The organism is Pseudarthrobacter sp. 1C304, assembly GCF_052245515.1.
GTDB lineage: Bacteria > Actinomycetota > Actinomycetes > Actinomycetales > Micrococcaceae > Arthrobacter.
The window spans coordinates 106,912-133,439 of sequence record NZ_JBQQCH010000009.1; the positions used below are offsets into that span (position 1 = coordinate 106,912).

A 26,528-nucleotide genomic window follows, 5' to 3' on the forward strand; every position below is an offset into this window, starting at 1 on the left:
CCTGGTGCGCGGCGGGTCAGGTCTCGCGACACGCAAACGGCCCAGTCGCTGGGCCGTTGCCGCGTCGCTGGTGCGCGACCGCGACCCGCCTCCGCCAAAGCAACGCGGGGTCACTTAGCGCCGATAAATCCCCCAGGGATGGGCCGCAACTGACCCCGCGTTGCGGGAGGTGCCGTCAGCCCGCGTGGTCCTGGAGTTCAGGGGCACGGTTCTCGGCGGCGCGGTGGCCGGTGCGGAGCAGGGGTGCGAAGAACGCGGCGAGCTCGTCCGTGGCCGTCAAGGGCAGGACGTTGGCCACGTACTGGTCCGGGCGCACCACCACCACGGCGCCGCCGCGGTCGACGCCGCGCAGGTCGAAGATGTCCGCCGCCGGATCCGTGGCGTAGACCTTCTCGAGGTAGGTGAGCTGGAACGGCCCCACCTGCGGTTTGAAGACGTCCGGCACGGCGCCGATGTCGAGGGAGGCGTGGTCCTGCTGGTAGATGACCTTCACGTCGAACCAGGCGTCGGCGTCGGCGCCCTCGGGGGTGGCGGCCAGCGGCGAGTGCGGTGCGCCGGCCAGCCACGCGGCGAGGTCAGCGGCCGGCGACGGCGCACCGGCCGCGGCTTCGTCGGCGAAGACGTAGATCCGCCACCGGCCGTCCGCCATGGCCTGGTGGCCCAGCTGCACCGGGTTGGTGTCGCAGACCCGCACCACCGGCGCGGACTTGAAGCGCTTGCCGATGGGGAATCCGGTGGCCAGGTCCTGGTGCGCCGCCTCGGCGACCAGCATGGAGGGAGCGTACTGGGTCATGAAGCCCGCAGGGAACTCCGCGGTGCTGGTGTAGAAGTCCTCGAGCTCCGAGGGGCTGTTGAACTCCTCGGGCTTCTTCGCCATCAACGTCGACCATTCCTTGTCGAAGTCGATGAGGTTCTTCGCGATGACCTGGCGTTCGGCCGAGTAGGTGGCCAGCAGGCTTTCCGGGCTGCGGCCCTCCAGCACGTGGCCCAGCTTCCAGCCCAGGTTGAAGCCGTCCTGCATGGAGACGTTCATACCCTGGCCGGCCTTGGCGCTGTGCGTGTGGCAGGCGTCGCCGGTGATGAACACCCGCGGCGTCCGGGTGCCGCGCTCCTCCGGCAGGACGTCATCGAACCGGTCCGTGAGCCGGTGGCCCACCTCGTACACGCTGTGCCAGGCGACGTTGCGCACGTCGAGCGTATAGGGGTGCATGATGGCGTTCGCCTTGGCGATGATCTGCTCGATGGTGGTGCTGCGCACGGCGCCGGCATCGTCCGGCGCCACCTCGCCGAGGTCCACGTACATCCGGAAGAGGTGGCCGCCCTCCCTGGGGATCAGCAGGATGCTGCCGCCGGCACCGGACTGGATGGCGCACTTGGTGCGGATGTCGGGGAAGTCGGTGTTCGCCAGGACGTCCATGACACCCCAGGCGTGGTTGGCTTTGTCGCCGGCGAGCGTGCAGCCGATCGACTCCCGCACCTTGCTGCGGGCGCCGTCCGCGCCCACCACGTACTTCGCCCGGACGGTGACCTCACGGCCTTCGTCGGGGCCGGACGTGCGCAGCAGGGTCACGGTGACGGGGTAGTCCCCCTGCCCGGTGACCTCCAGGCCGCGGAACTCATAGCCGTAGTCCGGCGCCATCCGGGCCGGTGAGTTCGCCATGAACTCGCCGAAATAGTCCAGGACCCGGGCCTGGTTGACGATCAGGTGCGGGAACTCGCTGATGCCGGCGGGGTCGTCCACGGCGCGGGCGGCGCGGACAATGCGGGAGTGGTCTGCGGGGTCCGGCTTCCAGAAGGCCATCTCGGTGATGCGGTAGGCCTCGGCAATGATCCGCTCGGCGAAGCCGAAGGCCTGGAAGGTCTCAACGCTCCGGGCCTGGATGCCGTCGGCCTGGCCGACGGCCAGCCTGCCGCCGCGGCGCTCCACGATCCGGGTGGTAACGCCCGGGAACTGGGACAGCTGCGCGGCCGTGAGCATGCCCGCCGGCCCGGTGCCCACAATGAGCACGTCCACTTCGTCGGGAAGCTGCGCGGGCCTGTTGATGCCGACGCCGGCGGCCGGCTGGATTCGGGGGTCACCGGAGACGTAACCGTGGTGGTGGAAATGCACGGGCTTTCCTCACTTCGTTGTGGGCGGCCTGACGCCGGAGCTGTGTTGGGCGAACTGTGTTCGCAACTGCAACTGTGTTCGCTATTTGAACTGCACGTTCGATAATAGAAATATTGCGCTGTCCCAAACTGTACGGCAGATATGACGCAGGTTACAAGCGGTGCCGGCGCACACCCGGTCCCGCCGCCTGGAGCGGGGCTTGACGCGCCCCGCTCCCCCGGGTCATAGTCTTCGTATACGATTTCGTACTCGATGAGGAGTAGCTCTTGGAACAGGTCACCGACCGCACTCTGGCCGCGGCCCGCAAAGTCATCGCGGTGCACATCAACTACCCCAGCCGTGCGGCGCAGCGAGGGCGCACCCCGGAGCAGCCCTCATACTTCCTGAAGCCGTCCTCCTCCCTGGCCGCCGGATCGGCCGCAGCCCCGACCACCGTGGAACGCCCGGCCGGCTGCGAACTCCTCGGCTACGAGGGCGAGATCGCCCTGATCATCGGCAAGCCCGCCCGCCGGGTGGGCATCGACGATGCCTGGAGCCACGTCGAATGGGTCACCGCCAGCAACGACCTCGGCGTTTATGACCTCCGCTACGCGGACAAGGGCTCCAACCTGCGCTCCAAGGGCGGCGACGGCTTCACCCCGGTGGGCCCGGGACTCATCGCCGCGGACACCGTGGACCCCGCCAGGCTCCAGATCCGCACCTGGCACAACCAGGAACTGGTCCAGGACGACACCACGGAGGACCTGCTCTTCCCGTTCGCCCGGCTCATCGCGGACCTCTCGCAGCTGCTCACCCTCGAGGAGGGCGACATCATCCTTACCGGCACGCCCGCCGGGGCCTCCGTGGCCAAGCCGGGCGACGTCGTCGAGGTTGAAGTCAGCACGACGCCGGACGCCGCGGCCGGCGCGCCGCTCACCACCGGCCGGCTGGTCACCACCGTCACGGAAGGCACGACGGCGTTCGCGGACTTTGGCGCCGGACCCAAGACCGACGACCTGCAGCGGGAAGAGGCCTACGGTTCCCGGGAAGCGGCGGGCCTTCCGGCGGACACAAGCGCCGCCGTCGGGCATGCCCTTTCCCCGGCGCTGAAGGCGAAGCTGGAAAGCGTCTGCACCGCCACCCTCTCCTCCCAGCTCCGCAAGCGGGGTCTGAACAACGTCAGCATTGACGGCCTCAGCTCCACCCGCCCGGACCAACGCATCGTGGGCCTGGCCCGGACGCTGCGTTACGTGCCCAACCGCGAAGACCTCTTCAAGACCCACGGCGGCGGCTTCAACGCGCAGAAGAAGGCGATCGACTCCGTCAACGAGGGCGAGATCCTTGTCATGGAGGCCCGCGGCGAAAAGGGCACCGGCACCATCGGCGATATCCTGGCCCTCCGCGCGCAGGTCCGCGGCGCCGCCGCGATCATCACCGACGGCGGCGTGCGTGACTTCGCCGCCGTGGCCGCCATGGACATGCCCACCTACTACGCCAACCCGCACCCGGCGGTGCTGGGCCGCCGGCACATCCCGTGGGACACGGACATCACAATCGCCTGCGGCGGCACCACCGTGCAGCCGGGGGACATCATCGTGGCGGATTCCGACGGCATCCTGGTCATCCCGCCGGCCCTCGCGGAAGAGCTCGCGGACGATTCCATCGCGCAGGAGCGCGAGGAAACCTTCATCGCCGAGATGGTGCAGCAGGGCCACAGCGTGGACGGCCTCTACCCGCTGAACGCTGAATGGCGCGCCAGGTACGACGAATGGGAAGCGATGGGAAGCGGGGAAACCAATGGCTGACGCAGTGACAGCAGCCGCCGCGCGCCCGGCCAGCAAGTCCGAGCAGGCCTATGCCGCCGTCAAGGCCCGCATCGTGGACGGCACCTACTCCCCCGGCTACCGGCTGGTGCTGGCGAAAATCGCCGAGGACCTGGGCGTCAGCGTGGTGCCCGTCCGCGAGGCCATCCGCCGGCTCGAGGCGGAAGGCCTGGTGAAGTTCGAGCGGAACATCGGCGCCACCGTGGCCGGCATCGACCCCACCGAATACCTGTACACCATGCAGACGCTGAGCATTATCGAGGGCGCCGCGACGGCCCTGTCGGCCCCGCTGATCGGTCCGGCGGACATCGCCCGCGCCCGCGCCGTCAACGCCGAGATGCGCGGCTGCCTGGAGCACTTCGATCCGGTCCGCTTCACCGCCCTGAACCAGGACTTCCACAGCATCCTCTTTGAACACTGCCCCAACCCGCACATCCTGGACCTCGTCCACCGGGGCTGGAACCGGCTCGCCGCGCTGCGGTCCTCCACGTTCCGCTTCGTCCCGGGCCGCGCCCACCAGTCCGTCGACGAACACGAGGCGCTGCTGCGCCTGATCGAAACCGGCGCGGACGCGGACGCCATCGAAAAAACCGCCCGCCTGCACCGGTCCGCCACCCTGGACGCGTACCTCGCCCAAAGCAACAGTTAGGAAGACACAACAATGACGTTCCCTGCCTCAGAAACCGCCACCCACTACGTTCCGCAGGAGCTGCCCACCCACATCCAGCACTACATCAACGGCGAGTTCGTTGACTCCGTGGGCGGCAAAACCTTCGACGTCCTCGATCCGGTGTCCAACACCAACTACGCCACGGCGGCCGCCGGCCAGAAGGAAGACATCGACCTCGCCGTCGCCGCAGCCCGTGAAGCGTTCACCAACGGCCCCTGGCCGAAGATGAAGCCCCGCGAGCGTGCCCGCGTCCTGAACCGGATCGCCGACGCCGTCGAAGCCCAAGAGGCCCGCCTCGCCGAACTGGAAACCTTCGACACCGGGCTGCCCATCACCCAGGCCAAGGGCCAGGCCCTGCGCGCGGCCGAGAACTTCCGCTTCTTCGCGGACCTGATCGTGGCCCAGTTCGACGACGCCATGAAGGTCCCCGGCTCCCAGATCAACTACGTCAACCGCAAGCCGATCGGCGTCGCGGGCCTCATCACGCCGTGGAACACGCCCTTCATGCTCGAGTCCTGGAAGCTCGCCCCGGCCCTGGCCACCGGCAACACCGTGGTCCTCAAGCCGGCGGAATTCACCCCGCTCTCCGCCTCGCTGTGGGCGCAGATCTTCAAGGATGCGGGCCTGCCCGACGGCGTGTTCAACCTGGTCAACGGCCTGGGCGAGGAAGCCGGCGACGCGCTGGTGAAGCACCCGGACGTCCCGCTGATCTCCTTCACCGGCGAGACCACCACCGGCCAGACGATCTTCCGCAACGCCGCCGCCAACCTCAAGGGCCTGTCCATGGAGCTCGGCGGCAAGTCCCCCTGCGTTGTGTTCGCCGACGCCGACCTCGACGCCGCGATCGACTCCGCCCTGTTCGGGGTCTTCTCGCTCAACGGCGAGCGCTGCACCGCCGGCTCCCGGATTCTGGTGGAACGGGCCGTGTACGAGGAATTCTGCGAGAAGTACGCCGCCCGCGCCAAGAACATCGTGGTCGGCGACCCGCACGACCCCAAGACCGAGGTGGGCGCCCTGGTCCACCCGGAGCACTACGCCAAGGTGGCCTCCTACGTGGAGATCGGCAAGTCCGAGGGTAAACTGCTGGCCGGCGGCGGCCGCCCGGACCACCTTCCGGAGGGCAACTACATCGCCCCGACGGTGTTTGCCGACGTCGCCCCGGACGCCCGGATCTTCCAGGAGGAGATCTTCGGCCCGGTGGTCGCCATCACCCCGTTCGACTCCGACGACGAGGCCCTCGCCTTGGCAAACAACACCAAATACGGTCTGGCCGCCTACATCTGGACCCAGAACCTGACCCGGGCGCACAACTTCTCGCAGAACGTGGAGGCCGGCATGGTGTGGCTCAACAGCCACAATGTCCGCGACCTGCGCACCCCGTTCGGCGGCGTTAAGGCCTCCGGCCTGGGCCACGAGGGCGGTTACCGCTCCATCGACTTCTACACCGACCAGCAGGCCGTCCACATCACCCTCGGCACCGTACATACCCCCAAGTTCGGCGCCTAGGCCCCGCAGCCCGCCGCCGGACTGTCCCCAGACCCTTTCAAAGAAGAGAGAATCCCATGACCAACTTCGTCCCCACCCCCACCGTCCCGGCACCGGACATCGTCCGCTGCGCCTACATGGAGATTGTGGTCACCGACCTCGCCAAGTCCCGTGAGTTCTACGTGGACCTGCTGGGCCTGCACGTCACCGAGGAGGACGAGAACGCCATCTACCTGCGTTCCCTCGAGGAATTCATCCACCACAACCTGGTGCTCCGCAAGGGGCCCATCGCCGCCGTCGCCGCCTTCGCGTACCGGGTGAAGTCCCCCGCCGAGGTGGACGCCGCCGAGGCGTACTACAAGGAACTGGGCTGCCGGGTGGAGCGCCGCAAGGACGGCTTCACCAAGGGCATCGGCGACGCCGTCCGGGTGGAGGACCCGCTGGGCTTCCCCTATGAGTTCTTCTACGAGGTGGAGCACGTGGAGCGCCTCACCCAGCGCTACGACCTGTACTCCGCCGGCGAGCTGGTCCGCCTGGACCACTTCAACCAGGTCACCCCGGACGTCCCGCGCGGGCGCAAGTACCTGGAGGACCTGGGCTTCCGCGTCTCCGAGGACATCCAGGACTCCGACGGCGTCACGTACGCCGCGTGGATGCACCGCAAGCAGACCGTGCACGACACCGCCCTGACCGGCGGCAACGGCCCGCGCATGCACCACGTCGCGTTCGCCACGCACGAAAAGCACAACATCATCCAGATCTGCGACAAGATGGGCGCCCTGCGCATCAGCGACCGGATTGAACGCGGCCCGGGCCGGCACGGCGTCTCCAACGCCTTCTACCTCTACATCCTGGACCCGGACGGCCACCGCGTGGAGATCTACACGCAGGACTACTACACCGGCGACCCGGACAACCCCACCATCACCTGGGACGTGCACGACAACCAGCGCCGCGACTGGTGGGGCAACCCCGTGGTCCCGTCCTGGTACACCGAGGCCTCCCTGGTCCTGGACCTCGACGGCAACCCGCAGCCCGTCATCGAACGGACCGACGCCTCCGAGATGGCTGTGACCGTGGGTGCCGACGGGTTCTCCTACACCCGCAAGGACGAGGACGGCCACGCCGGGGAAAAGACCGGCTTCAAGCTCGGCGCGCAGCTGTAGCCATGCTGGATGTCACAACGATCGAGGCCATCGCCGACGAGCTCCTGGAGGCCGGCCGCAGCCGGACCCCGGTTCCCCGCCTGACGGCCCGCTACGCGGACATGACAGTGGAGGACTCCTACGCCGTGCAGCAGCTCTGGCGGCGGCGCAACGAGGACGCGGGCCGGAAGCTGGTGGGCCGCAAGATCGGGCTCACCTCCAAGGCCATGCAGGCCGCCACGGGCATCACCGAACCCGACTACGGCGCCATCTTCGATGACATGGTGCTCGAGACCGGGTGCTCCGTGGAGTGGGACCGGTACACCCACCCGCGGGTGGAGGTGGAGCTGGCGTTTGTGCTGAAGAAGGACCTGGCCGGGCCCGGCTGCACCATCTTCGACGTCCTGAACGCCACTGACTACGTGGTGCCGGCCCTCGAGATCCTGGACTCCCGGATCGAGATGGAGGGCCGGACCATCGTGGACACCATCGCGGACAACGCTGCGATGGGCGCCATGGTGGTGGGCGGCAACCCGGTGAAGCCCGACGCCGTGGACCTGCGCTGGGTCTCTGCCATCCTTTACAAGAACCAGACCGTCGAGGAAACCGGTGTGGCCGCCGGCGTCCTGGACCACCCGGCCAACGGGGTGCACTGGCTGGCCAACAAGATCGCCGCCCACGGGGACGGGATGAAGGCCGGCGACATCATCCTGGCCGGCTCGTTCACGCGGCCGCTCTGGGTGTACAAAGGCGATACCGTCCACGCCGACTACGGACCCTTGGGGAGCATCACATGCCGCTTCGAGTAGAGCCCAACCCCACATTCCGGGACGCCCTGCGCGGCCAGGCCGGCCCGTCCGGCCGGCCCCTGGCCGGCATGTGGGTGTGTTCGGGCAGCCCTCTGGTGGCGGAACTCTGCGCCGGAGCCGGCCTGGACTGGCTCCTGATCGATGCCGAGCACAGCCCGAACGGGCTCGAGTCCATCCTGGCGCAGCTGCAGGCGGTCCACGGCTACCCGGTGCATGTGATGGTGCGGCCCCCGGTGAACGACACCGTCCTGATCAAGCAGTATCTGGACCTCGGAGTGCAGAATCTGCTGGTCCCGATGGTGAATTCGGCGGCCGAGGCGGAAGCCGCGGTCGCCGCCACCAGGTACCCGCCGCACGGCGTCCGGGGTGTGGGCTCCGCCCTGGCCCGCGCCGCGCGCTGGAACCGGGTCCCGGACTACCTCACCCGCGCGTCAGAGACCGTCAGCGTCACGGTCCAGATCGAATCCGCCGCGGCCGTGGACGCTGTGGAGGACATCCTGGCGGTCGACGGCGTGGACGCCATCTTCCTGGGGCCCTCCGACCTCGCCGCGTCCATGGGTGTGCTGGGGCAGCAGGAACACCCCCGGGTGCGTGCCGCCGTCGAACAGTGCCTGGCCGCCGCCACGGCGGCCAGAAAACCGGCCGGCGTCAACGCGTTCAACCCGGCAACGGCCCGCGCGTACCTGGCCGCCGGGGCAGCGTTTGTCCTGGTGGGCGCCGATGTGGCGCTGCTGGCGCGGGGCTCCGAGGCGCTTGCCGCCGAGTACGTCCGGCCGGACCCGGCGGTGGGGCCGTGCGGCGGTTCCCCCGCCAGCTACTGAGGCTCAGGCGGCGGCCGGCGCCAGCGCGGGCCGGAAGGCCGTCTGGCGCCGGAACCAGCCGGCCAGCTTCTTGCCTTTGCCCTTCCACCAGCTGTCCTCGTCGCCGCCGGTGCGCCACCGGAAGATCACCATCACCATCACGAAGACCCCGGCCGCGACGTCCTGCCAGGTTCCGCTGGCAGCGTCGATTAGCACGCTGACCGCGCTGATGAGGATTGAGGGCCAGGCCAGGGTGGTGAAAACGGTGTTCGCCACGTAGCGGCGGTGGGACCTGGGCACGGACAGGGCCCGGACCATGTCAAAGCAGACACAGATGACCACAATGGTCTGGCCCAGGGTCAGCAGGAGGGATCCCGTCAGGGAGCCCGCGAACATGGCCAATTGCTGCAGTCCGGAATTCATGGCCTGCCCGCGATCAGTGCGGGTCCAGGTTCCGTTCCCCCCGGCGAAAATTGAACAATCATGCGGTGCCCCCCGGCTGCCGTCGCTGCACTGGCTGCGAGCCAGCATTTCCTGCCGGATCAATTCAAACGGCTGGGCGGGCCCGAAGTCACGCAAACGCTGTACCCGTCTTTCCGGGCCGCCGCTACGCGGATCCGGGGGCGGGTACTCACCCCGGACGCGCCGACTACTTGGCCGGCGGGGACGTGGCTGCGCTGCTCAGATCAGCATGGCCTCTCGCACCTGCCCGGCAGCGCCGGCTCCACCGGCACCCCGGGACGCGACCTGTCCCGCGGCCAGCACGTAATAGCTGTCGGCGGCACCTAGTGCGAAGCCGATGTGCTGCTCCACCAGCAGGACACGCATGCCGCTGCGCTGGGACAACGTGATGATGGTGTCCTGGATTTCGGCCACCACGTTGGGCTGTATCCCCTCCGTCGGCTCATCCAGGATGAGCAGCGTGGGGTCCGTGATCAGCGCCCGGGCGATGGCCAGCTGCTGCCTCTGCCCGCCGGACAAAAGGCCGGCCCTGCGCGCCAGCAGCGGAGTGAGTGCCGGGAACATGTCCAGCGCCTCGGTCACGCGTTCCTTTCCGTCGCGGCGGCCGTCGGCCACGAGCTGGAGGTTCTCCAGGGCTGTCAGCTGCCCGAACGACTGCTGTCCCTGCGGAACGTACGCCATGCCGCGTGCCACCCGCTGGTGCGGACGGAGGGAAGAAATGTCCTCCCCGTCCAGCGTGATGGTGCCGCGGGTGGGCCTCAAGTGCCCGACGACGGCGCGCAGCAGCGTGGTTTTCCCGGCACCGTTGTGGCCCAGGACGGAAACCAGCGTGCCGTCGGCGACCGTGAGGTCCACTCCGGAAATGACCTGGGTGCGCCCGTACCCGGTGTGCAGGTCCTTGATCTCCAGCATCAGTGCCCTTCCATTCCGGCTGTGCCCAGATAAACCTCTTGCACCTTTTTGTCGGCCTGCACCTGCGCCACACTGCCTTCACTCAGCACCTTGCCGGCTGCCAGGACGGTCACCGAGGTGGCGAACTCGCGGACGAAATCCATGTCGTGTTCCACCACCAGGGTGATACGGCTTGCTGCGATCCGGCGCAGGAGCAGCCCGGTTTCATTGCGTTCGTCCTGGCTCATTCCGGCGATGGGTTCGTCCAGGAGCAGCACGTCCGAATTCTGGACCAGCAGCATGCCGATCTCCAGCCACTGCTTTTGGCCGTGCGCCAGCGTCCCGGCCTGTTTCTCCGCTGCCTTGTCCAGTCCGATGATCTCCAGCGCTTCCAAAACGGCCGGGGCCACGCCCTTCCGGCGGCGCAACAGCTCGCCTGCTTTCCGGCCGGACCCGGCGGCGATGTCCAGATTCTGGAGCACGGAGAGGTTCTCAAAGACGCTCGCCGTCTGAAAGGTCCGGCCCACTCCCAGCCGGGCAATCTTGTGCACTTTCCGCCCCAGGATTTCCGTTCCGGTGTGGTTCACGGACCCGGTGGCCGGCACGAGTCCTGTGATGGCGTCGATGATGGTGGTCTTGCCGGCGCCATTGGGTCCGATCAGGAACCGCAGGTCACCCTGCGTGACGTTGAGATCGACCTTGTCGACGGCAACAAAACCGTCGAACGTGACCGTGAGGTCCCGGACCTCGAGATATTTGGGCCTGCCGTGGCGGAGCCCGCCTGCCTGGGGTTCGCCCTCGGGAAGCAGGGTGGGGGTTGTCATCGGGTTGCCCCTTCCGGGATGGTGGCTGGTGGTGCGGCGGCTGGCAGCGGTACAGCGCTTGGCTCGTCGTCGGGGCGTTTCTTCAGCCGGGACACGAGCCGGGGCAGGGACGCGAGGCCTCCGGGCATGAACCCGATCACCAGTACGAAAAGCAGTCCCTGGAAGTAGACCCAGAAGGACGGGAACGTGGACGACAGGCTGGTCTGGGCGATGGCCACGCTCAGGGCTCCCAGCACGGGGCCCAGCAGGGTGGCCCGGCCGCCGATTGCCACGCCGATCAGGAAGGCAATGGACGGGATCACGCCTACATCGGCCGGCGAGATGATGCCCACGATGGGCACGAACAGGGCGCCGGCGATCCCTGCCATAACTGCGGCAATCACGTACGTCACGGTCTTGATGGTGGCCGGGTCATACCCCAGGAAGCGGACCCGCTCTTCCTGGTCACGGACCGCTTCAAGGAGTTCGCCGAAGCGTGAGTGCATAAGTTGCCGGGCCGCCGCCAGTGCCAGCAGCAGCACCACGGCGGCGATCGAGTACAGCATGAGTTTGTTGGAGGGGTCCTTGAGGTCGAAGCCGAAGAAGGACCGGAAGCCGCTGAGGCCGTTGGAGCCGCCGGTGGTGGCCTGCTGGCCGACCAGGAAGACAGCGAAGGCGGCGGCCAGCGCCTGGCTGAGAATGGCGAAATAGGCTCCTTTGACGCGGCGCTTGAAGACGGCGAGTCCGAGCAGGAGCGCCACCAGCCCGGGGACCAGGACGATTGCGGCGAGGGTCACGATGGGGCTTCGGAACGGCTCCCACCATGCGGGGACCTCGCCGGCGCCGTAGAGCGACATGAAATCGGGCACGCCGGAACCGCCAAAGAGTGACGCGTCCGCCAGTTTGAGGTGCATGGCCATGATGTAGGCGCCGAGCCCGAAGAACACCCCCTGGCCCAGGGTCAGCATGCCCCCGCGCCCCCAGGCCAGTCCGATTCCCACGGCCACAATCGCAAAGCACAGGAACTTGCCCAGCAGGGCGAGGTTGAACACCGAAAGCGTGGCGGGCGCCGCCACCAGCAGCAGCACCGCGCCCGCGGCTAACCCGGACAGGACGCCCCATCGGGATTGTAGGAAAGTGCTCATGCCAGGCTCCTTGTCTTGAGGCTGAAGATGCCCTGCGGCCGCAGCTGCAGGAAGGCCACGATCACTACCAGGACCAGCACCTTGCCGATGCTGGCCGTGGTGGAAAATTCAAAGACGGACTGCAGCACTCCCAGGGCGAAGGCGGCGATCGCCGCCCCCTTGATCTGGCCGACGCCGCCGGCCACCACCACCAGGAAGGCATCCACGATGTAGTTGGTGCCCAGGTAGGGTCCGGTGGAGCCGATCAGGGTGACAGCCACGCCCGCTACTCCGGCGAGGCCCGATCCGATGAAGAACGTCAGCTGGTCCGTGCGCCGGGAGGAGATGCCGCTGGTTTCGGCAAGGTCCCGGCTCAGGACGACCGCCCTGATCCGGCGGCCGAGCGGGGTGGCCCTGAGAACCATCGCCAGTCCCGCCAGGCAGGCCAGCGACAGCAGCAGGATGAAGAGCCGGGTCAGCGGAATCGGGGCCCCCAGCAGTTCGATGTTGCCCTGCAGCCAGGCCGGCGCCCGGACGTCCACGCTGGGGGCACCGAAGATGTCCCGCGCCGCCTGCTGCAGGATCAGCGCCACCCCGAACGTCACCAGTAGCGTGTCCAGGGGCCGGTGGTACATCCGTCTCAGCAGTAGGGCCTCAAGCACCAGCCCCAGCAGGCCGCCCACGAGGAAGCCCACCGGAATGGAAACCAGCAGCGAGACGCCGGCATCGGAGATGCTTTGCTGCACTACGAAGGCCGTGTACGCGCCGGCCATCATGAACTCGCCGTGGGCCATGTTGATGACCCCCATCTGGCCGAAGGTCAGCGACAGCCCCAGCGCGGCGAGCAACAGCACGGAGCCGAGGCTGAGTCCGGCAAACATCTGTCCAATCAGCAGTTCCATTCCAGCGGGCCTTTCCTCAGGTATCTGCGGGTGTGGTGGAAGGTGCTACTTGGCCAGGTCTTTGGCCCAGTCGTAGGTGGCCAGGAAGGGGTCGGGTTCCACCGCTTCGGGGGAGGACCACACCGTGTCGATCAGGCCCTCGGAGTTGATCTTTCCGATGCGGGGGGTCTTGGTGATGTGGTTGTTCTCGCCGTTGACCGTGACGGTGCCCTCCGGCGCCTCGAACGTCACTCCGCCTGCTGCCGCCTGGACCTTGTCGACGTCGAAGGATCCGGCCTTTTCCACCATGGCTTTCCACAGGTACAGCGAGGTGTAGGCCGCTTCCATAGGGTCGCTGGTCACACGGTCCGCGCCGAACTTCGCCTTGAACGCGGCCACGAACTTTGTGTTGGCCGGCGTATCGAGGGTCTGATAATAGTCCCAGGCCGTGAGCTGGCCTTCCACGTTCTCCAGGCCGACGCCGGGCACTTCCTCTTCCGCGATGGAGACCGAGACAACCGGCATGGAGTCTGCGGTCAGGCCGACGCTCTTGTACTGCCGGAAAAAGGCCACGTTGCTGTCGCCGTTGAGGGTGTTGAAGACGGCATCAGCCTTGGAATCGCGGACCTTGTTCACGATCGTGGAGAACTCCGTGGATCCCAGCGGTGCGTATTCCTCGCCCAGGACTTCCATGCCGTGCTCGGCGGCGTAGGCCTGGATGATCTTGTTGGCGGTCCGGGGGAACACGTAGTCGCTGCCTACCAGGAAGATGGATTTGGTGCCCTGCTCGGCCAGGTAGTCCAGCGCCGGGATGATCTGCTGATTCGTGGTGGCGCCGGTGTAGAAGATGTTCTTGGACGCTTCCAGGCCCTCGTACTGGACCGGGTAGAACAGCAGGGCGTCGTTGGCTTCAAAGACAGGAAGCATTGCTTTGCGGCTGGAGGACGTCCAGCCACCGAAGACAGCGGCGGTGCAGTCCTGCTGGATCAGCTTCCCGGCGCGTTCGGCGAATTTGGTGGGTTCGCTGGCACCGTCCTCACTGATCACCTGAAGCTGCTTGCCCATTACCCCGCCGGCGGCGTTGATCTCCTCCGCAGCCAGGCTCAGGGAATCAAAAACGGTGTTTTCGCTGATGGCCATGGTGCCGGAGAGCGAGTTGATGAAACCGACCTTGACGCTGCTGCCGGACGTGTCCACGCAGGAACTGCCGACGCTGGCCGTGGAGTTGGCCGAGGCCGGATCTGCGATCTGACTGCCGCAGCCCGCCAACGCAGTCGCCACCACTGCCGCGGCCAAGGGGATAAAAGCGCGCTTAGTTACTGGAACCCTCATGATTACCTGCTTCTCGCTCCGCGCTGCCCCGGGGGCAGCGGTTGGTCTCCAGGGCCCTCACGGGACCCGTCGGGCCTCAATCTAGGAGCGAATTGTTTCCACAGGCGTGCCGCTTCGTTTCCGCGCCATTTCGGAGCGGGGCTGTTTATCCGGCGCGGCGACCGGGCACAGTAAATTCATTGGACAAAACCGCGGAAAATGCGGGCCGCAAAGTTAACCTGCAGGAAACTTTGCGGTCGTCATGTTGGCCTTTACAGCGACACATTCGCCGCGCCGCGGCTCAGTCGCCGTTCCGCGGCCTCCACACCACAACGGCCTGGGACCGGGCCCTGGGGCGCTGGCCGCGGGCCAGGCTGACGACGTCGCCGGCGGCTCCGGCGGCAAAGATGCGCGAGTCAATCGCGCGGGGGCGGCGGCTGAGTTCCTCACTCAGCTCGGTGACGCGCCGCTGCAACGCAGCCACCTGGTTCTCCAGCTGCAGGATCCGCTTGATGCCTTCGAGGGAAACACCCTCCTGCGACAGCCGCTGCACCTCGCGGAGCATGTTGACGTCCCGCTGCGAGTAGCGCCGGGACTTGCCGGGGGCACGGCTGGGCGAGACGATGCCCAGCCGGTCGTACTGCCTCAGGGTCTGCGGGTGCATGTCCGCCAGCTCCGCGGCGACGGAAATGACAAAGATCGGCTGCTCGTAATCGATGGCCATTCCGGGCACCCGTTCCTAGAGCCGGGCCTTGGCTGCGAGTTCGGCGCGGACATCTTCCCCGGCCGTGGCCGTGGCGAAGGCCTTGACGGCTTCCTCCGCATCCTTGTTCAGCTTCCGCGGGACGGCGACGTCGATGGTCACCAGCAGGTCGCCGGTGGCCTTGGCGTGCTTGACGCCGCGGCCCTTGACGCGGAGCGTGCGGCCCGACGGCGTTCCGGCCGGGACCCGCACTTTGACCTTGTCGCCGTCGATGGTGGGAACCTCGATGTCGGCGCCTAGGGCTGCCTCCGGGAAGGTGACCGGGACGTGGATGCGCAGGTTGTCGCCGTCGCGGACGTAGAAATCGTGCGGCTTCACCGAGACGGTGACCATGAGGTCGCCGTTTCCGGCCGGACCGTACTGGCCCTTGCCGCGGACACGGACTTTCTGCCCGTCCTTGATGCCGGCCGGGATGCGGACGTCGATGACCTCGCCGTCCGGCTCGCGCAGGCCGATGGTGGTGCCGCGGATGGACCCGGCAAAAGAAATGGAGGTGGACGCCGTCCGGTCGGCGCCTTTCTGCGGGCCGCGCTGGAAGGACTGGCCACCGCCGAAGCCGCCTGCCCCGCCGAACAGGTCGGCGAATTCCGGCGGAATGCCGCCGGAGGTGCTGTAACCGCCGGAGTGGCGTCCTCCGCCGCCGGTGAACAGGCCGCCGAAGAGGTCCTCGAACCCGGCCCCGCCGGCCGCCCCGCCGCCGCCGGGGGCAAACCGCGCTCCCCCGCCCATGGCACGGATGGCGTCATACTGCTGGCGCTCATCCGGATCGGAGAGCACAGAGTACGCCTCGGAGATGTCCTTGAACTTCTTCTCCGACGCAACATTCCCCGCATTGGTATCCGGATGATGCTGCCGGGCGAGCTTCCGGTAAGCCTTCTTAATATCAGCGTCGGAAGCGTCCTTGGCGACACCAAGGATCTTGTAAAAGTCCTTGTCCACCCAATCCTGGCTAGCCAATGGCGTTTCCTTTCAAAGTACAAAGCGTAAAGGCGAGATTACCGCGAGGGGTGATTAAGCCGGGACGGCCACAATCACCTGTGCCGCGCGGAGGACCCGCTCGCCGGCCCGGTAGCCGGAGCGCAGGACCTGGCTGACGGTGTCGATCTCGACGTCCGGGCCGGGCTGCTGGATGAGCGCCTCGTGGATCGTGGGGTCGAACTCCACGCCGGTCTCATCGATGCGCACCAGGCCGTACGTCTTCAGCGCCGTCTCCAGCTTGGCGGCGATCGCGGCGAACGGTCCGTCCGCGAGGTCACCGTGCTGGCGGGCGGCGTCGACGTCGTCCAGAACCGGGAGCAGGGAGTTCAGGACGCCGATGACGGCCATCTCCCCTGCCACGGCGCGGTCGCGTTCCACGCGCTTTCGGTAGTTGACGTACTCGGCCTGCAGGCGGCGGAGATCATTCCTGAGCTCCTCCGCTTCGGCCCCGTCGGCACCCTGGGCCACGGAGTCCGCGGCGGGCACCTCAACGCTGTTGAGGATGTCCTCCGCCTGGGACAGTACGTCCCCGGAAGGGGAGTCCACAGCATCGGCGTGCTCCTGGTCGGGGTGGCGTGCCTGGCCGGTCTTCGGGTCAACCTTGCGGTTGTCGTGGATGATCGGCTTCTGCGGCTCGTTTTCCGAATTGGCGTCGCGGCGGCTCTCGGAAGAACCGTGCTCTTCTTCGTTACCGTGATGCGGCATGGTTACTTCTTCTCGTCTTCGTCAACGATCTCGGCGTCGACGATGTCCTCGTCGGAGCCGGCCGCCTTGTCACCGGCGGGGGCGCCGGTGGAGCCGTCGGCGCCGTCCGGGGACCCTGCCTGGGCGTAGATGGCTTCGCCGAGCTTCGTCTGGGAAGCCTGGAGCTTCTCGAACGCCGTCTTCACAGCGGCGTCATCGGTGCCTTCGAGCGCGGCCTTGAGGGCGTCGACGTCGGCCTTGACCTCGGTCTTGACCTCTTCCGGCAGCTTGTCAGCGTTGTCGGCGATCAGCTTGTCCACGGAGTAGGCGAGCTGCTCGGCCGTGTTGCGGGTGTCGGCTGCCTCGCGGCGGGCCTTGTCCTCGGCTGCGTGTTCCTCGGCGTCCCTGACCATGCGGTCGATGTCTTCCTTGGAGAGGCTGGAACCGCCCGTGATGGTCATGGATTGTTCCTTGCCGGTGCCCTTGTCCTTGGCGGACACGTGGACAATGCCGTTGGCGTCGATGTCGAAGGTGACCTCGACCTGCGGGACGCCGCGGGGAGCCGGAGCGATGCCGGTCAGTTCGAAGGTGCCCAGCGGCTTGTTGTCGCGGGTGAACTCACGCTCGCCCTGGAAGACCTGGATGGCCACGGACGGCTGGTTGTCATCCGCGGTGGTGAAGGTCTCGCTCCGCTTGGTGGGGATGGCCGTATTGCGCTCGATCAGGTGCGTCATGATGCCGCCCTTGGTCTCGATGCCCAGGGACAGCGGGGTGACGTCGATCAGGAGCACGTCCTTGCGCTCACCCTTCAGCACGCCGGCCTGCAGGGCGGCGCCGACGGCGACGACCTCATCCGGGTTTACGCCCTTGTTCGGTTCCTTGCCTCCGGCCAGTTCCTTGACGAGGTCGTAGACGGCCGGCATGCGGGTGGAACCGCCGACGAGCACGATGTGGTCGATCTCGGAGAGCTTGATGCCGGCTTCCTTGATGACGTCCTGGAACGGCTTCTTGGTGCGGTCCAGCAGGTCCTTGGTGAGGTCCTGGAACTTGGCGCGGGTCAGCTGCTCGTCCAGGTGGACCGGGCCGTCGGGGGTGACGGAGAGGTACTGGAGGGAGACGTTGGTGCTGGAGGAGGAGGACAGTTCCTTCTTGGCCTGCTCCGCTGCTTCGCGGAGGCGCTGCAGGGCGATCTTGTCCTTGGAGAGGTCGATGCCCTTGACCTTCAGCTGGTTCAGCAGGTAGTCCACAACGCGCTGGTCCCAGTCGTCGCCGCCGAGGTGGTTGTCACCGGCGGTGGCGCGGACCTGGATGGTGGAGAAGTTGTCTTCGTCCTTGCCCACCTCGAGGAGGGAGACGTCGAAGGTTCCGCCGCCGAGGTCGAAGACGAGGATGAGTTCGTCTTCCTTGCCCTTGTCCAGGCCGTAGGCGAGTGCGGCCGCGGTGGGCTCGTTGACGATGCGCAGGACGTTCAGGCCGGCGATCTCGCCGGCTTCCTTGGTGGCCTGGCGCTGGGCGTCGTTGAAGTAGGCCGGGACGGTGACGACGGCGTCGGTGACCTTTTCGCCGAGGTAGGACTCGGCGTCGTTCTTCAGCTTCATGAGGATGCGGGCGGAGATTTCCTGCGCCGTGTACTTCTTGTCGTCGATGCCGACGGTCCAGTCGGTGCCCATGTGGCGCTTGACGGACGCGATGGTGCGGTCAATGTTGTTGACGGCCTGGCGCTTGGCGATCTCGCCGACCAGCACTTCACCGGACTTGGAGAAAGCAACGACCGACGGCGTGGTGCGGCCGCCCTCGGCGTTGGCAATAACGGTGGGCTCGCCGCCTTCGAGAACGGAGACGACAGAGTTGGTGGTTCCGAGGTCAATACCTACTGCACGTGACATGTGGTGCTTCCTTCTTTCCGTGGAAACTTGCTGAGATAGCTGCGGACCGCAGCGTGTTGATCAGCTGGATCCGAACGTTATTGAGCGATCTGCACTCAACTTTACTCAGGCCCGTTTCAAAGTCAATCCAGACTTGAGTGACGTACGCTCAAGTCTGGATTGACGACGGCTGGGCGCCGTCAAGGAAAGCACCAGGTTGCCCGTCATTACGGGCGACTCCGGGCCGCCGCACTCTCGGGGCCCGGCCTCCGGACAGCCGGTCTGTTCGCTGAACGCGAAGAAAGCTCAGCGGCGGTCGCGGTCTGCCTCGCCCGGGGTGCCCTCCCGGCGCCCGGGGTGCCGGGCGCCGGGGCCCTGGGTGCCGGCGGCGCCGTAGTCGCCTTCCTCGTACTCGCCCTCTTCGGCGGCCGACGGCGTCGCTGCGGTCCCGCCCGCCGCGCCGTAGTCACCCTCGGGGTAGTCCCCTTCTTCGACGCCGACGGCGGCGGTGCCACTGACACCCGCTTCGCCATAGTCGCCGGTGGGGTATTCCCCCTCTTCGGCCTCCGGCGGATTCTCCCCGGCAACACCTGCAGTGCCGTAGTCACCTTCGACATACTGGCCCTCGGCAACCTCGGCCTCGGGTTCCGCTGCCTTGCGGTCAAACTCGCTGTTTTCGGACATGGTTGGATCCTTCCTGGAAGCCTCGGCGCGCCCAGGCAGGCGCAGGGGCAGTCTATCTAGCAGCGCCGGACGGCAACAGGGGGTAGGCCGGGGGAGCTATGCCGCGGGGTCGAGTCCCGCGAGGCCCGCCAGCAAAGCCAGCTGGTGGGCGAACAGATCATCCGGGGCCGCGAACGTGGCCGCGCCATACTGGCCAAAGACCTCGAAACTGATGGCACCGAACAGGGACGTCCAGACGAGTGCGCCGCGGGCCAGCAGCGCATCCGGCACGGCGAGCCCCATGCCGGTCCGGATGGCCGCCAGGTCGGCGGCCAGGGGCGCGGCGACGGCGGCCCGGTCACCGGGCGCGGCCAGGCGGCCGGCGCGGTAGGCGCCGTCAAGGATGTCCATCAGGGCGCGGATCACGCGCGTGCCCGGCCCGGTGGTTCGCTCGGCCGGCGCCCGGTAGCCGGGCACGGGACTGCCGAAGAGGAGGCCGTAGCGGGCCGGCTCCCGCAGGGCCCACCGCCGCACCGCCCCGCCCAGAGCGCGGAACCGTTCGGCAAAATCCCCCTCGGGCAGGGCGGCCACCGCAGCGTCCACCTCGTCCCCGAGCTCGTTGTAGGCGTCAATCAGCAGCAGGGTTAGCAGCTCCTCCCGGTTCCCCACATAGCGGTATACCGCCGAGGAGACCACGCCGAGGTCCCGGGCAACGGCACGGAGAGACAGGGCGGCGGCACCGTGGAGCGCCAGGTGCTCCCGGCCGAGGCGCACAATGTCCTCGATGGTCCGGGCCCGCGCCCGCTCACGGGGCGTGGGCGGCTTTGTGGACGGGGAAGCGGGTGGCTGTGGCACGGCTCCAGCTTCCCACAAAACAGAGCAGTGTCAACAAATGTGAGCACTGCTCTTGACATCCGGCGCCAACGGCCCCATTCTTGTTTTCGAGAGCAGTGCTCTCGTGACTCACTGCCCGGCCCTCCGATGCCGGCCCGCCCGCGAAAGGAAGAACCGCCGTGCCAGAGTTTGAATCCCCCGAGGCCCCGGCCTTGTTTGTGGTCACCGGCGCCGGGCCGGTGGGCTGGAGTGTCGCCGAACAGCTCGCTGCGGCCGGCCACCGCGTCCGGGTCCTCACCCGGTCCGGCAGCGGCCCGAACCACCCGCGCGTGGAGAAAACGGCCGTGGACGTCTCGGATCCTGCCCGCCTCGGGGAGCTGTTCCGCGGCGCCAAAGCCGTGTTCCACTGCATCCACGGCTCGGAATACAGCGCCAAGGCCTGGGCTGCCGAACTGCCCGTCGCCGAGCTGGCTGTCCTGGCGGCGGCGGGCGAGGCGGGCGCCGCCGTCGTCTTTCCGGAGAGCCTGTACTCCTACAGCGAACCCGGCCGGCCCATGACAGAGGAGGGTCCGCGCGAGGCGCAGGGCGGCAAGCGGGGCATCCGGACGGCGCTGCTCAAGGCCCGCGCGGCGTCCGCGACGGATACCGTGAGCGTGGTGGCATCAGATTTCTTTGGCCCCAGGGTCCGTACGGCACATGCCGGCGAGCGCATGGTGAAGCCGGTCCTCGCCGGCAAGACCCTGATGGTGATCGGCGACGCCGGTCTGCCGCATTCCTTCACCTACGTGCCCGACCTGGCCCGTGCCATGATTGCGGCCGCCCTAGACAGGGCCCGGTGGAACCGGGTGTGGCACGCGCCCACCGGCCCGGCGCTGAGCCAGCGGGAGATGGCCGCAGCGTTCGCCGCAGCGGCCGGCGTTCCGGTACCGCGCGTGGTGGCCGTTCCCGGCTGGGTGCTGCGCGCGATGGGCGTGTTCTCCCCCGGAACGCGGGAACTGGCCGAGACGCTGTACCAGTTCGAGCGCCCCTTCGTGATGGATTCGAGCGCCAGCGGGGCGGCCCTGGGCCTGGCACCCACCCCGCTCAGCGAAGCAGCCGCCGCCACCGTCGCCTGGTGGGGTGCCCAGGGACAGTGACGGCGGCTGCGACGGAGTTTTCCGGCCAGCGGGTTTCCGGCCAGCGGGTTTCCGGCCAGCGGGGTGCCGGGCAAAGTGTTCCGTCCGTTGGGTCCGGCTAGCGGACCCCCACCTCCTCGGCGTCCGGTTCCGTTGCGGGCAGGGAGCGTGCGGCATCCGCCTCGGGACGGCCGAGCTTGCTGGGCCACCAGATCCGGGGCCCGATGTCGTAGGCCAGCGCCGGGACCAGCAGCGAGCGGACCAGGACAGTGTCCAGCAGCACGCCGAAGGCCACGATGAAGGCCAGCTGGACTAGGAACATGATGGGGATGACGCCCAGGGCGGCAAAGGTGGCCGCGAGGACCACACCGGCGGAGGTGATCACCCCGCCCGTGACGCCCAGGCCGCGCAGGATGCCGGGACGCGTGCCGTGCTTCAGCGACTCCTCCCGGACCCTGCTCATCAGGAAGATGTTGTAGTCCACCCCGAGGGCCACCAGGAAGACAAAGCCGAAGAGCGGAACCGTGGCGTCGGCGCCCGGGAACCCGAAGACGTTGTTGAACACGTAAGCGGAAACGCCCAGCGCGGCAGCGTAGGACAGGACCACCGAGGCAACCAGCAGTACAGGGGCCAGCACGGAGCGAAGCAGCAGCATCAGGATCACGAGGATGACCGCCAGGACCACCGGGATGATGGTGACCAGGTCGCGCTGGGCGGTGGTGTTGGTGTCCAGGGCGGTCGCCGTCACTCCGCCCACCAGTGCGCCGTCGTCGATCTTCTTCAGGTCCTCGCGGAGTACCACGACAACCTGCTCAGCCTCGTTGGAGTCGGCGGCGAAGTTCAGGGTCGCATTGATCAGGACTTTGCCGTCCCGCACCGCGGGAGCCGTGGGGGCCGGAGGCGCACCGGGGGCAGCCGGGGCGCCCGGAACAATGGGCATGCCCCCTTCGGCCAGCAGGTAAGCATCGCCGACGCCGTCGGTCGCCTTGACCTGTGCCAGCACTTCCTGGGCCTTCGCCTCGTCGGTGACGATCACCGCGGGGCTGCCGGAACCGGCGTCGAAGTGCCGGGCCAGGGCGTCCTGGCCGTCGACGGCGTTGGAGGCGGTGAGGATGACATCGGTCTGCGGGACGCCGTTGGCCTTGAGCTGCAGGACGCCGGCGGAGGCCACCAGCAGGAGCAGCACGGAGGCGATCCAGACGGTGCGGGGCCGGCGCGAGACGAGGGAGCCGGTGGCGCGCCACAGGCCCTTCTGGCCTTCAAGGCCGGTGACAAGCTCAGGTTCGCGCTCCGTCTCCGGAAGCAGCTTGGGGCGGAAGGGCCAGAAAGCGGTCCGGCCCAGCAGCGCCATCATGGCCGGCAGCAGGGTCAGCGCGGCCAGCAGCGAGCAGAGGATGCCCGCGGCGGCCACCGGCCCGAGGGCCTTGTTGGAGTTGAGGTCGGAGAAGAGCAGGCAGAGCAGGGCGATGATCACCGTGGCACCGGAGGCGACGATGGGTTCCCAGGAGTTCTTCCAGGCGGTGATCGCGGCGCCGGTGCGGTTGGTGGTGTGCGTCAGGGCTTCGCGGAACCGTGCCACGTACAGCAGCGCGTAGTCCGTGGCGGCGCCAATGACCAGGATGGAGAGTATGCCCTGGCTCTGCCCGTTGAGCTGGATCCAGCCGAGCTTTGCCATGCCGAAGACCAGCAGGATGGCCGCGCAGAGGGCGAACACCGAGGTGAAGAGCACGGCAATGGGCAGCAGCAGCGAGCGGTAGACAATCAGGAGGATCACGAACACGGCGCTGAGCGCCACGAGCAGAAGGATGCCGTCAATGCCCGCAAAGGCGCTGACCAGGTCCGCCGTGAGCCCTGCCGGGCCGGTCACGAAGGTCTGCATTCCCTCCGGGGCGGATTCCTGGACCACCGTACGGAGTTCCGTGACGGTTTCCTTCACCTCGCCGGACGAATCGATGGGAACAACGAACTGGACGGCGTTGCCGTCCTCGGACGGGATGGGGCCGATGACCGTGCTGACGGATGGCACGGCCTCCAGCTCGGTCTTCAGGGCGGCCGCCTCGCCGAGCTGGGCCGGGGTGAAGGCCGCGTCGCTCTCAAGGACAATCACAGCGGGGATCTCGTTGGAGTCGCGGAACTTGGCCTGCCAGTCCTGGGCCGCGGTGGCCTCGGCCCCTGCGGGGAGGAAGGAAGCCTGGTCGTTGGAGGAGACCTCTTCCAGCCGGCCGAAGGTGGGCCCGCCGATTCCGGCGATGGCCAGCCAGGTGACAACGAGCAGGACGGGGACCAGCCAACGGAGCCAGAAGGGGACGCGGGGGGAGTGTTGCCGGTGGGGTTTCATGGCGTCCTTCGTGGTGGGGCGGCGCGGAGTAGAATGAGTAAATCATAGAGTATCTCCATCATGGATATAAGTGCCAATCTAGACACTTCCGGAAATGGAGGTGTCCCGGGGTGAAGTAAACTCCGGAGGGCGCAAGCGCGCCGGCCCTCTGGGCACGGCGGAGGAGGAGGTGCAATGTCAGCCGAGATGCCGGGCCCCCCCGACACTGCAGGGCAGCCGCCGCTGGTCCGGCTGCTGCAGGAATTCAGCCTCGAAGCCAACCGCTACGTGGACTCCGCCGGCGGCCGCAACGACATGCACCGGACAGACCTCAATGCCCTGGCGGTGATCATGCAGCACACCGCGAGGAACCAGATCGTCACGCCCGGCGTGCTCCGCAAGGAACTCCACCTCAGTTCCCCCGCCACGACGGCACTGATTGACCGGCTGCACCACTCCGGCCATGTGGTCCGCGAGCGCCTCGGCACCGACCGCCGCCAGGTGCAGCTCCGCATGACCCCCAAGGCCTACCGCGACGGCGGGGCCATGTTCCTGCCGCTGGCCCGCCACATGGACGCTGCGATGGCCCAGTTCACCCCGGAGGAACTGGTGATTGCCACTCGGTTCATGACCTCGATGATCGACGCAACGGTCAGGGCAGGGCAGGAGGCCGCGCAGCAGACGGCCCCGGCTCCCCCGGCGACGCAGTAGCCAGCACCGCCGGGCGCGCGGACGGGCGGACTTTCCAGTCCGCCGGGTGGCCAGCCCCGGCCCGGCGGGCTGCCCACAGAGCTCCCGCGGCCAGGGCCGCCGGAACCACCAGCGCCCAGCCGCTGAACAGCAGCACGGCCAGCATCACCGCGGCTGCCAGCACCACCCCGTACCAAGCGGGCGTCTGTGCAGGGAGCAGCCGGATGCCGGCCGCCAGCCCAAACGCCGTCACGGCAGTGAAGCACGCCGATGCTGCGCCGATCTGGAGCTGCATGTCCGCCAGCCCGGCCGCGGCCGCGCCGAAGGACACGAAGGTCATCGCGGCCAGCAGGCCCAGGCTGGCCGCTGGCACCTGTCCCGCGCCGGCGCCGCGCTCCAGGCGGCGCGGCAGCACACCATCGGACGCCAGACTCGCCCCGAGACGGCTGGCGCCGGCGACGAAGGTGTTGATCGGACCGAATGTGAGGACGGCGGCGGCAACGGCGGTCAGCGGGGCCGCGAGCCCGCCCAGCCCCTTTTCGAGCAGGCGCGCGATGGGCACGTCGCTGCCGGGGAGGGCCGGGCCCAGCACGGCCACGCACGCCGCCACCACGCCGAGGTAGACCACGCCCACCACCACTAGGGTCAGCCAGGTGGCCCGCTTGAGGTCCCGCTCGGGGTGCCGGAATTCGCCGGCGATATGCGTGACCGCCTCCCATCCGGCGAAACAGAAGAAAAGGAGGCTGGCCACGCCGCCCACGGCCCAGTAGCCGTGCGGTGCGAAGGGCGCGAAGTTCGCGGCGCTGGCGAACGGAGCGGCCAGGGCAACGGCCAGCGCCAGCAGCCCCACCAGGAGCACCATCAGCACCAGCTGGATGCCGCTGGACATCCGGATTCCGACGGCGTTGGCCGCGAACGCGGCGGCGAGCAGCAGTGCGGCGGCCAGCAGCGCCGTTCCGCGCCCGCCGCCCAGGGCGTGGGCGATGTAGTTGCCGCCGATGATTGCCGTCGCGGGAGCGCCGAAGGGGATGGCAAAGTAGAAGAGGTAGCCGGCCACGGCCGAGGCGCGGCGCCCGTAGGCGCGCGTCACGAAGTGGGCTATCCCGCCGGCGTCGGGCTGCTGCCGGCTCATTTCGGCGAAGCTGAACGCCACGGGCGTGCAGAACACCAGCAGCAGCGCCCAGGCCAGGAGCGACGCCGGGCCGGCTTCCCTGGCGGCGATGGCCGGGAGGACCAGGATGCCGGAGCCGAGGATGGCTCCGACGTAGATGCCGGTGGCCCGGAAAAGGCCGAGTCCCGCCTGTTTGCTGGTTTTGCTGTTCACTCCTCCAATCATCCGCGGGACGGGCCCGGCCGGAAGCGGCAAAACGGACGCCGGCGCACAATATCCTGCCGTTGTGCCGCCGCATTTCTGTCGGTTCTTATGCCGGTGGTCATGCCACTGGTTCTGCCGTTTTTTATGCCACTGTTTTTCTGCCACAAGTGGCACTGGAGGCGGTAGCGTTTCCCCATGAGTGCGCAGCAGCCTGACGATGTGTACAGCCACGGCCACCACGAGTCCGTGGTCCGCGCCCACGCTTCCCGGACGGCGGAGAACTCCGCGGCGTTTGTCCTCCCGCATCTCACGCCCGGCGTCTCGGTGCTCGACGTCGGCTGCGGGCCGGGCAGCATCACGTGCGATTTCGCCGTACTCGTCTCCCCCGGAAAGGTCACCGGCCTGGACCGCTCGCCCGAGGTGATCAGCCACGCGCGGGACCTCGCGTCCGAACGCGGCGTGCCGAACGTCGAGTTTGTCGCCGGCAACATCTACGACCTCGACTTCGAGGACGAAACGTTCGACGTCGTCCACGCCCACCAGCTGCTGCAGCACCTCACGGACCCGGTCGCCGCGCTGCGGGAAATGCGCCGGGTCGCCAAGCCCGGCGGGATCGTGGCGGTGCGCGACGCCGATTTCCACGGCATGAGCTGGTACCCGTCCCTTCCCGAACTGGACGAATGGATGGAGCTGTACCAGCGGATTGCGCGCCGCAACGGGGCGGAGCCCGACGCCGGCCGCCGCCTGGTCTCATGGGCCCAGGCCGCGGGGTTCACCGACGTCGCCCCGACCAGCAGCAACTGGCTCTACGCCACCGCGCAGCAGCGCCGCTGGCAGGCCCGGGTCTGGGGCGAGCGGGTGCTGCATTCGGCCTTCGCGGACCAGGCGCTCGAGTACGGGTTCGCCAACCCCGCCGACCTCGCCCGGCTCTCGGCCGGCTGGCACCGCTGGGGATCCACGGACGACGGCTGGTTCCTGATCCCCAACGGCGAGGTGATCGCCCGGGCCTGA

General features: G+C 68.0%; 24 protein-coding genes. 9 read left to right on the forward strand and 15 right to left on the reverse strand.

All coding sequences use genetic code 11. The features are described 5' to 3' along the window. Positions 1-175 precede the first annotated feature (175 nt). Complete coding sequence (locus tag ACTWQD_RS15750; protein WP_443197061.1) at positions 176-2,110, reverse strand: FAD-binding monooxygenase; 1,935 nt, start codon at positions 2,108-2,110, stop codon at positions 176-178. A gap of 266 nt (positions 2,111-2,376) precedes the next feature. Between ACTWQD_RS15750 and ACTWQD_RS15755 the strand changes: the two genes are divergently transcribed. Genes ACTWQD_RS15755 through ACTWQD_RS15780 form a run of 6 tightly spaced genes read left to right on the forward strand, consistent with a single transcriptional unit; the run spans position 2,377 to position 8,842 of the window. Beyond that, the gene (locus tag ACTWQD_RS15755) at positions 2,377-3,894 is read left to right on the forward strand and encodes a fumarylacetoacetate hydrolase family protein (RefSeq protein ID WP_443197062.1); all 1,518 of its coding nucleotides are present in this window, start codon (positions 2,377-2,379) and stop codon (positions 3,892-3,894) included. Next, complete coding sequence (locus tag ACTWQD_RS15760; protein WP_443197063.1) at positions 3,887-4,561, forward strand: GntR family transcriptional regulator; 675 nt, start codon at positions 3,887-3,889, stop codon at positions 4,559-4,561. The genes ACTWQD_RS15755 and ACTWQD_RS15760 overlap by 8 nt, the downstream gene beginning before the upstream one ends. 12 nt (positions 4,562-4,573) lie before the next feature. Beyond that, positions 4,574-6,088: a 5-carboxymethyl-2-hydroxymuconate semialdehyde dehydrogenase gene (hpaE, locus tag ACTWQD_RS15765; RefSeq protein WP_443197064.1), complete on the forward strand. Its 1,515-nt coding sequence runs from the start codon at positions 4,574-4,576 to the stop codon at positions 6,086-6,088. Between the two features lie 56 nt (positions 6,089-6,144). After that, entirely contained in the window at positions 6,145-7,233 is a 1,089-nt protein-coding gene (gene hpaD, locus ACTWQD_RS15770) for a 3,4-dihydroxyphenylacetate 2,3-dioxygenase (protein WP_443197065.1), read from the forward strand. A gap of 2 nt (positions 7,234-7,235) precedes the next feature. Continuing rightward, positions 7,236-8,021 carry a 2-oxo-hept-4-ene-1,7-dioate hydratase gene (gene hpaH / locus ACTWQD_RS15775; protein WP_443197066.1) on the forward strand — a complete coding sequence of 262 codons (786 nt, stop codon included), beginning with the start codon at positions 7,236-7,238 and terminating at the stop codon, positions 8,019-8,021. Then, positions 8,006-8,842, forward strand: a complete 837-nt coding sequence (locus ACTWQD_RS15780; protein WP_443197067.1) for an HpcH/HpaI aldolase family protein — start codon at positions 8,006-8,008, stop codon at positions 8,840-8,842. Before hpaH ends, ACTWQD_RS15780 begins: the two co-directional genes overlap by 16 nt. Before the next feature lie 3 nt (positions 8,843-8,845). Here the strand turns inward: ACTWQD_RS15780 and ACTWQD_RS15785 are convergent, their stop codons facing one another. The 12 genes from ACTWQD_RS15785 to ACTWQD_RS15840 all read right to left on the reverse strand — a co-directional run bounded on the left by ACTWQD_RS15785 (position 8,846) and on the right by ACTWQD_RS15840 (position 20,101). Further along, positions 8,846-9,244, reverse strand: coding sequence for a hypothetical protein (locus ACTWQD_RS15785; RefSeq protein WP_443197068.1), 399 nt, complete (start codon positions 9,242-9,244; stop codon positions 8,846-8,848). A gap of 258 nt (positions 9,245-9,502) precedes the next feature. Continuing rightward, complete coding sequence (gene urtE / locus ACTWQD_RS15790; protein WP_443197069.1) at positions 9,503-10,195, reverse strand: urea ABC transporter ATP-binding subunit UrtE; 693 nt, start codon at positions 10,193-10,195, stop codon at positions 9,503-9,505. Beyond that, on the reverse strand, positions 10,195-10,998 hold the full coding sequence (urtD, locus tag ACTWQD_RS15795) for an urea ABC transporter ATP-binding protein UrtD (protein ID WP_443197070.1): 804 nt from the start codon (positions 10,996-10,998) through the stop codon (positions 10,195-10,197). Before urtD ends, urtE begins: the two co-directional genes overlap by 1 nt. Continuing rightward, on the reverse strand, positions 10,995-12,122 hold the full coding sequence (gene urtC, locus ACTWQD_RS15800) for an urea ABC transporter permease subunit UrtC (protein ID WP_443197071.1): 1,128 nt from the start codon (positions 12,120-12,122) through the stop codon (positions 10,995-10,997). Before urtC ends, urtD begins: the two co-directional genes overlap by 4 nt. Then, positions 12,119-13,003 (reverse strand): urea ABC transporter permease subunit UrtB, encoded by an 885-nt coding sequence (gene urtB / locus ACTWQD_RS15805; protein WP_443197072.1) that lies wholly within the window; start codon positions 13,001-13,003, stop codon positions 12,119-12,121. The genes urtC and urtB overlap by 4 nt, the downstream gene beginning before the upstream one ends. A gap of 45 nt (positions 13,004-13,048) precedes the next feature. Continuing rightward, positions 13,049-14,314 carry an urea ABC transporter substrate-binding protein gene (gene urtA, locus ACTWQD_RS15810; RefSeq protein WP_443197073.1) on the reverse strand — a complete coding sequence of 422 codons (1,266 nt, stop codon included), beginning with the start codon at positions 14,312-14,314 and terminating at the stop codon, positions 13,049-13,051. Positions 14,315-14,594: 280 nt separating this feature from the next. Then, positions 14,595-15,017: a heat shock protein transcriptional repressor HspR gene (locus ACTWQD_RS15815; RefSeq protein WP_443197074.1), complete on the reverse strand. Its 423-nt coding sequence runs from the start codon at positions 15,015-15,017 to the stop codon at positions 14,595-14,597. A 15-nt stretch (positions 15,018-15,032) separates the two neighbouring features. After that, positions 15,033-16,013 carry a DnaJ C-terminal domain-containing protein gene (locus ACTWQD_RS15820; RefSeq protein WP_443197075.1) on the reverse strand — a complete coding sequence of 327 codons (981 nt, stop codon included), beginning with the start codon at positions 16,011-16,013 and terminating at the stop codon, positions 15,033-15,035. A 54-nt stretch (positions 16,014-16,067) separates the two neighbouring features. After that, entirely contained in the window at positions 16,068-16,739 is a 672-nt protein-coding gene (locus ACTWQD_RS15825; RefSeq protein ID WP_443197076.1) for a nucleotide exchange factor GrpE, read from the reverse strand. Between the two features lie 2 nt (positions 16,740-16,741). After that, entirely contained in the window at positions 16,742-18,604 is a 1,863-nt protein-coding gene (gene dnaK / locus ACTWQD_RS15830) for a molecular chaperone DnaK (RefSeq protein ID WP_443197077.1), read from the reverse strand. A 285-nt stretch (positions 18,605-18,889) separates the two neighbouring features. Continuing rightward, a complete protein-coding gene (locus ACTWQD_RS15835; protein ID WP_443197078.1) occupies positions 18,890-19,267 on the reverse strand; it encodes a hypothetical protein in 378 nt (125 codons plus the stop codon). A gap of 96 nt (positions 19,268-19,363) precedes the next feature. Next, on the reverse strand, positions 19,364-20,101 hold the full coding sequence (locus ACTWQD_RS15840) for a TetR/AcrR family transcriptional regulator (protein WP_443197079.1): 738 nt from the start codon (positions 20,099-20,101) through the stop codon (positions 19,364-19,366). 191 nt (positions 20,102-20,292) lie between these two features. Here ACTWQD_RS15840 and ACTWQD_RS15845 point away from each other — a divergent pair, with 191 nt between their 5' ends. Continuing rightward, positions 20,293-21,216, forward strand: coding sequence for an NAD-dependent epimerase/dehydratase family protein (locus tag ACTWQD_RS15845; protein ID WP_443197138.1), 924 nt, complete (start codon positions 20,293-20,295; stop codon positions 21,214-21,216). 97 nt (positions 21,217-21,313) lie between these two features. Here the strand turns inward: ACTWQD_RS15845 and ACTWQD_RS15850 are convergent, their stop codons facing one another. Further along, a complete protein-coding gene (locus tag ACTWQD_RS15850) occupies positions 21,314-23,533 on the reverse strand; it encodes an MMPL family transporter (RefSeq protein ID WP_443197080.1) in 2,220 nt (739 codons plus the stop codon). Positions 23,534-23,707: 174 nt separating this feature from the next. On the opposite strand from ACTWQD_RS15850, the gene ACTWQD_RS15855 reads away from it, so the two are divergent. Continuing rightward, positions 23,708-24,223, forward strand: coding sequence for a MarR family winged helix-turn-helix transcriptional regulator (locus ACTWQD_RS15855; protein ID WP_443197081.1), 516 nt, complete (start codon positions 23,708-23,710; stop codon positions 24,221-24,223). Here ACTWQD_RS15855 and ACTWQD_RS15860 read toward each other — a convergent pair. Then, positions 24,165-25,526: an APC family permease gene (locus ACTWQD_RS15860; protein WP_443197082.1), complete on the reverse strand. Its 1,362-nt coding sequence runs from the start codon at positions 25,524-25,526 to the stop codon at positions 24,165-24,167. The two genes, ACTWQD_RS15855 and ACTWQD_RS15860, sit on opposite strands and share 59 nt — an antisense overlap. A 186-nt stretch (positions 25,527-25,712) precedes the next feature. Between ACTWQD_RS15860 and ACTWQD_RS15865 the strand changes: the two genes are divergently transcribed. After that, positions 25,713-26,528, forward strand: coding sequence for a methyltransferase domain-containing protein (locus ACTWQD_RS15865; RefSeq protein ID WP_443197083.1), 816 nt, complete (start codon positions 25,713-25,715; stop codon positions 26,526-26,528).

What these genes read in the sequence shown, in the direction of transcription:
- ACTWQD_RS15760 (WP_443197063.1), top strand. Translation starts at nt 3,887, where the DNA reads ATGGCTGACGCAGTGACAGCAGCCGCCGCGCGCCCGGCCAGCAAGTCC.
- hpaE (WP_443197064.1), top strand. Translation starts at nt 4,574, where the DNA reads ATGACGTTCCCTGCCTCAGAAACCGCCACCCACTACGTTCCGCAGGAG.
- hpaD (WP_443197065.1), top strand. Translation starts at nt 6,145, where the DNA reads ATGACCAACTTCGTCCCCACCCCCACCGTCCCGGCACCGGACATCGTC.
- hpaH (WP_443197066.1), top strand. Translation starts at nt 7,236, where the DNA reads ATGCTGGATGTCACAACGATCGAGGCCATCGCCGACGAGCTCCTGGAG.
- ACTWQD_RS15780 (WP_443197067.1), top strand. Translation starts at nt 8,006, where the DNA reads ATGCCGCTTCGAGTAGAGCCCAACCCCACATTCCGGGACGCCCTGCGC.
- ACTWQD_RS15785 (WP_443197068.1), bottom strand. Translation starts at nt 9,244, where the DNA reads ATGAATTCCGGACTGCAGCAATTGGCCATGTTCGCGGGCTCCCTGACG.
- urtE (WP_443197069.1), bottom strand. Translation starts at nt 10,195, where the DNA reads ATGCTGGAGATCAAGGACCTGCACACCGGGTACGGGCGCACCCAGGTC.
- urtD (WP_443197070.1), bottom strand. Translation starts at nt 10,998, where the DNA reads ATGACAACCCCCACCCTGCTTCCCGAGGGCGAACCCCAGGCAGGCGGG.
- urtC (WP_443197071.1), bottom strand. Translation starts at nt 12,122, where the DNA reads ATGAGCACTTTCCTACAATCCCGATGGGGCGTCCTGTCCGGGTTAGCC.
- urtB (WP_443197072.1), bottom strand. Translation starts at nt 13,003, where the DNA reads ATGGAACTGCTGATTGGACAGATGTTTGCCGGACTCAGCCTCGGCTCC.
- urtA (WP_443197073.1), bottom strand. Translation starts at nt 14,314, where the DNA reads ATGAGGGTTCCAGTAACTAAGCGCGCTTTTATCCCCTTGGCCGCGGCA.
- ACTWQD_RS15815 (WP_443197074.1), bottom strand. Translation starts at nt 15,017, where the DNA reads ATGGCCATCGATTACGAGCAGCCGATCTTTGTCATTTCCGTCGCCGCG.
- ACTWQD_RS15825 (WP_443197076.1), bottom strand. Translation starts at nt 16,739, where the DNA reads ATGCCGCATCACGGTAACGAAGAAGAGCACGGTTCTTCCGAGAGCCGC.
- dnaK (WP_443197077.1), bottom strand. Translation starts at nt 18,604, where the DNA reads ATGTCACGTGCAGTAGGTATTGACCTCGGAACCACCAACTCTGTCGTC.
- ACTWQD_RS15835 (WP_443197078.1), bottom strand. Translation starts at nt 19,267, where the DNA reads ATGTCCGAAAACAGCGAGTTTGACCGCAAGGCAGCGGAACCCGAGGCC.
- ACTWQD_RS15850 (WP_443197080.1), bottom strand. Translation starts at nt 23,533, where the DNA reads ATGAAACCCCACCGGCAACACTCCCCCCGCGTCCCCTTCTGGCTCCGT.
- ACTWQD_RS15855 (WP_443197081.1), top strand. Translation starts at nt 23,708, where the DNA reads ATGTCAGCCGAGATGCCGGGCCCCCCCGACACTGCAGGGCAGCCGCCG.
- ACTWQD_RS15865 (WP_443197083.1), top strand. Translation starts at nt 25,713, where the DNA reads ATGAGTGCGCAGCAGCCTGACGATGTGTACAGCCACGGCCACCACGAG.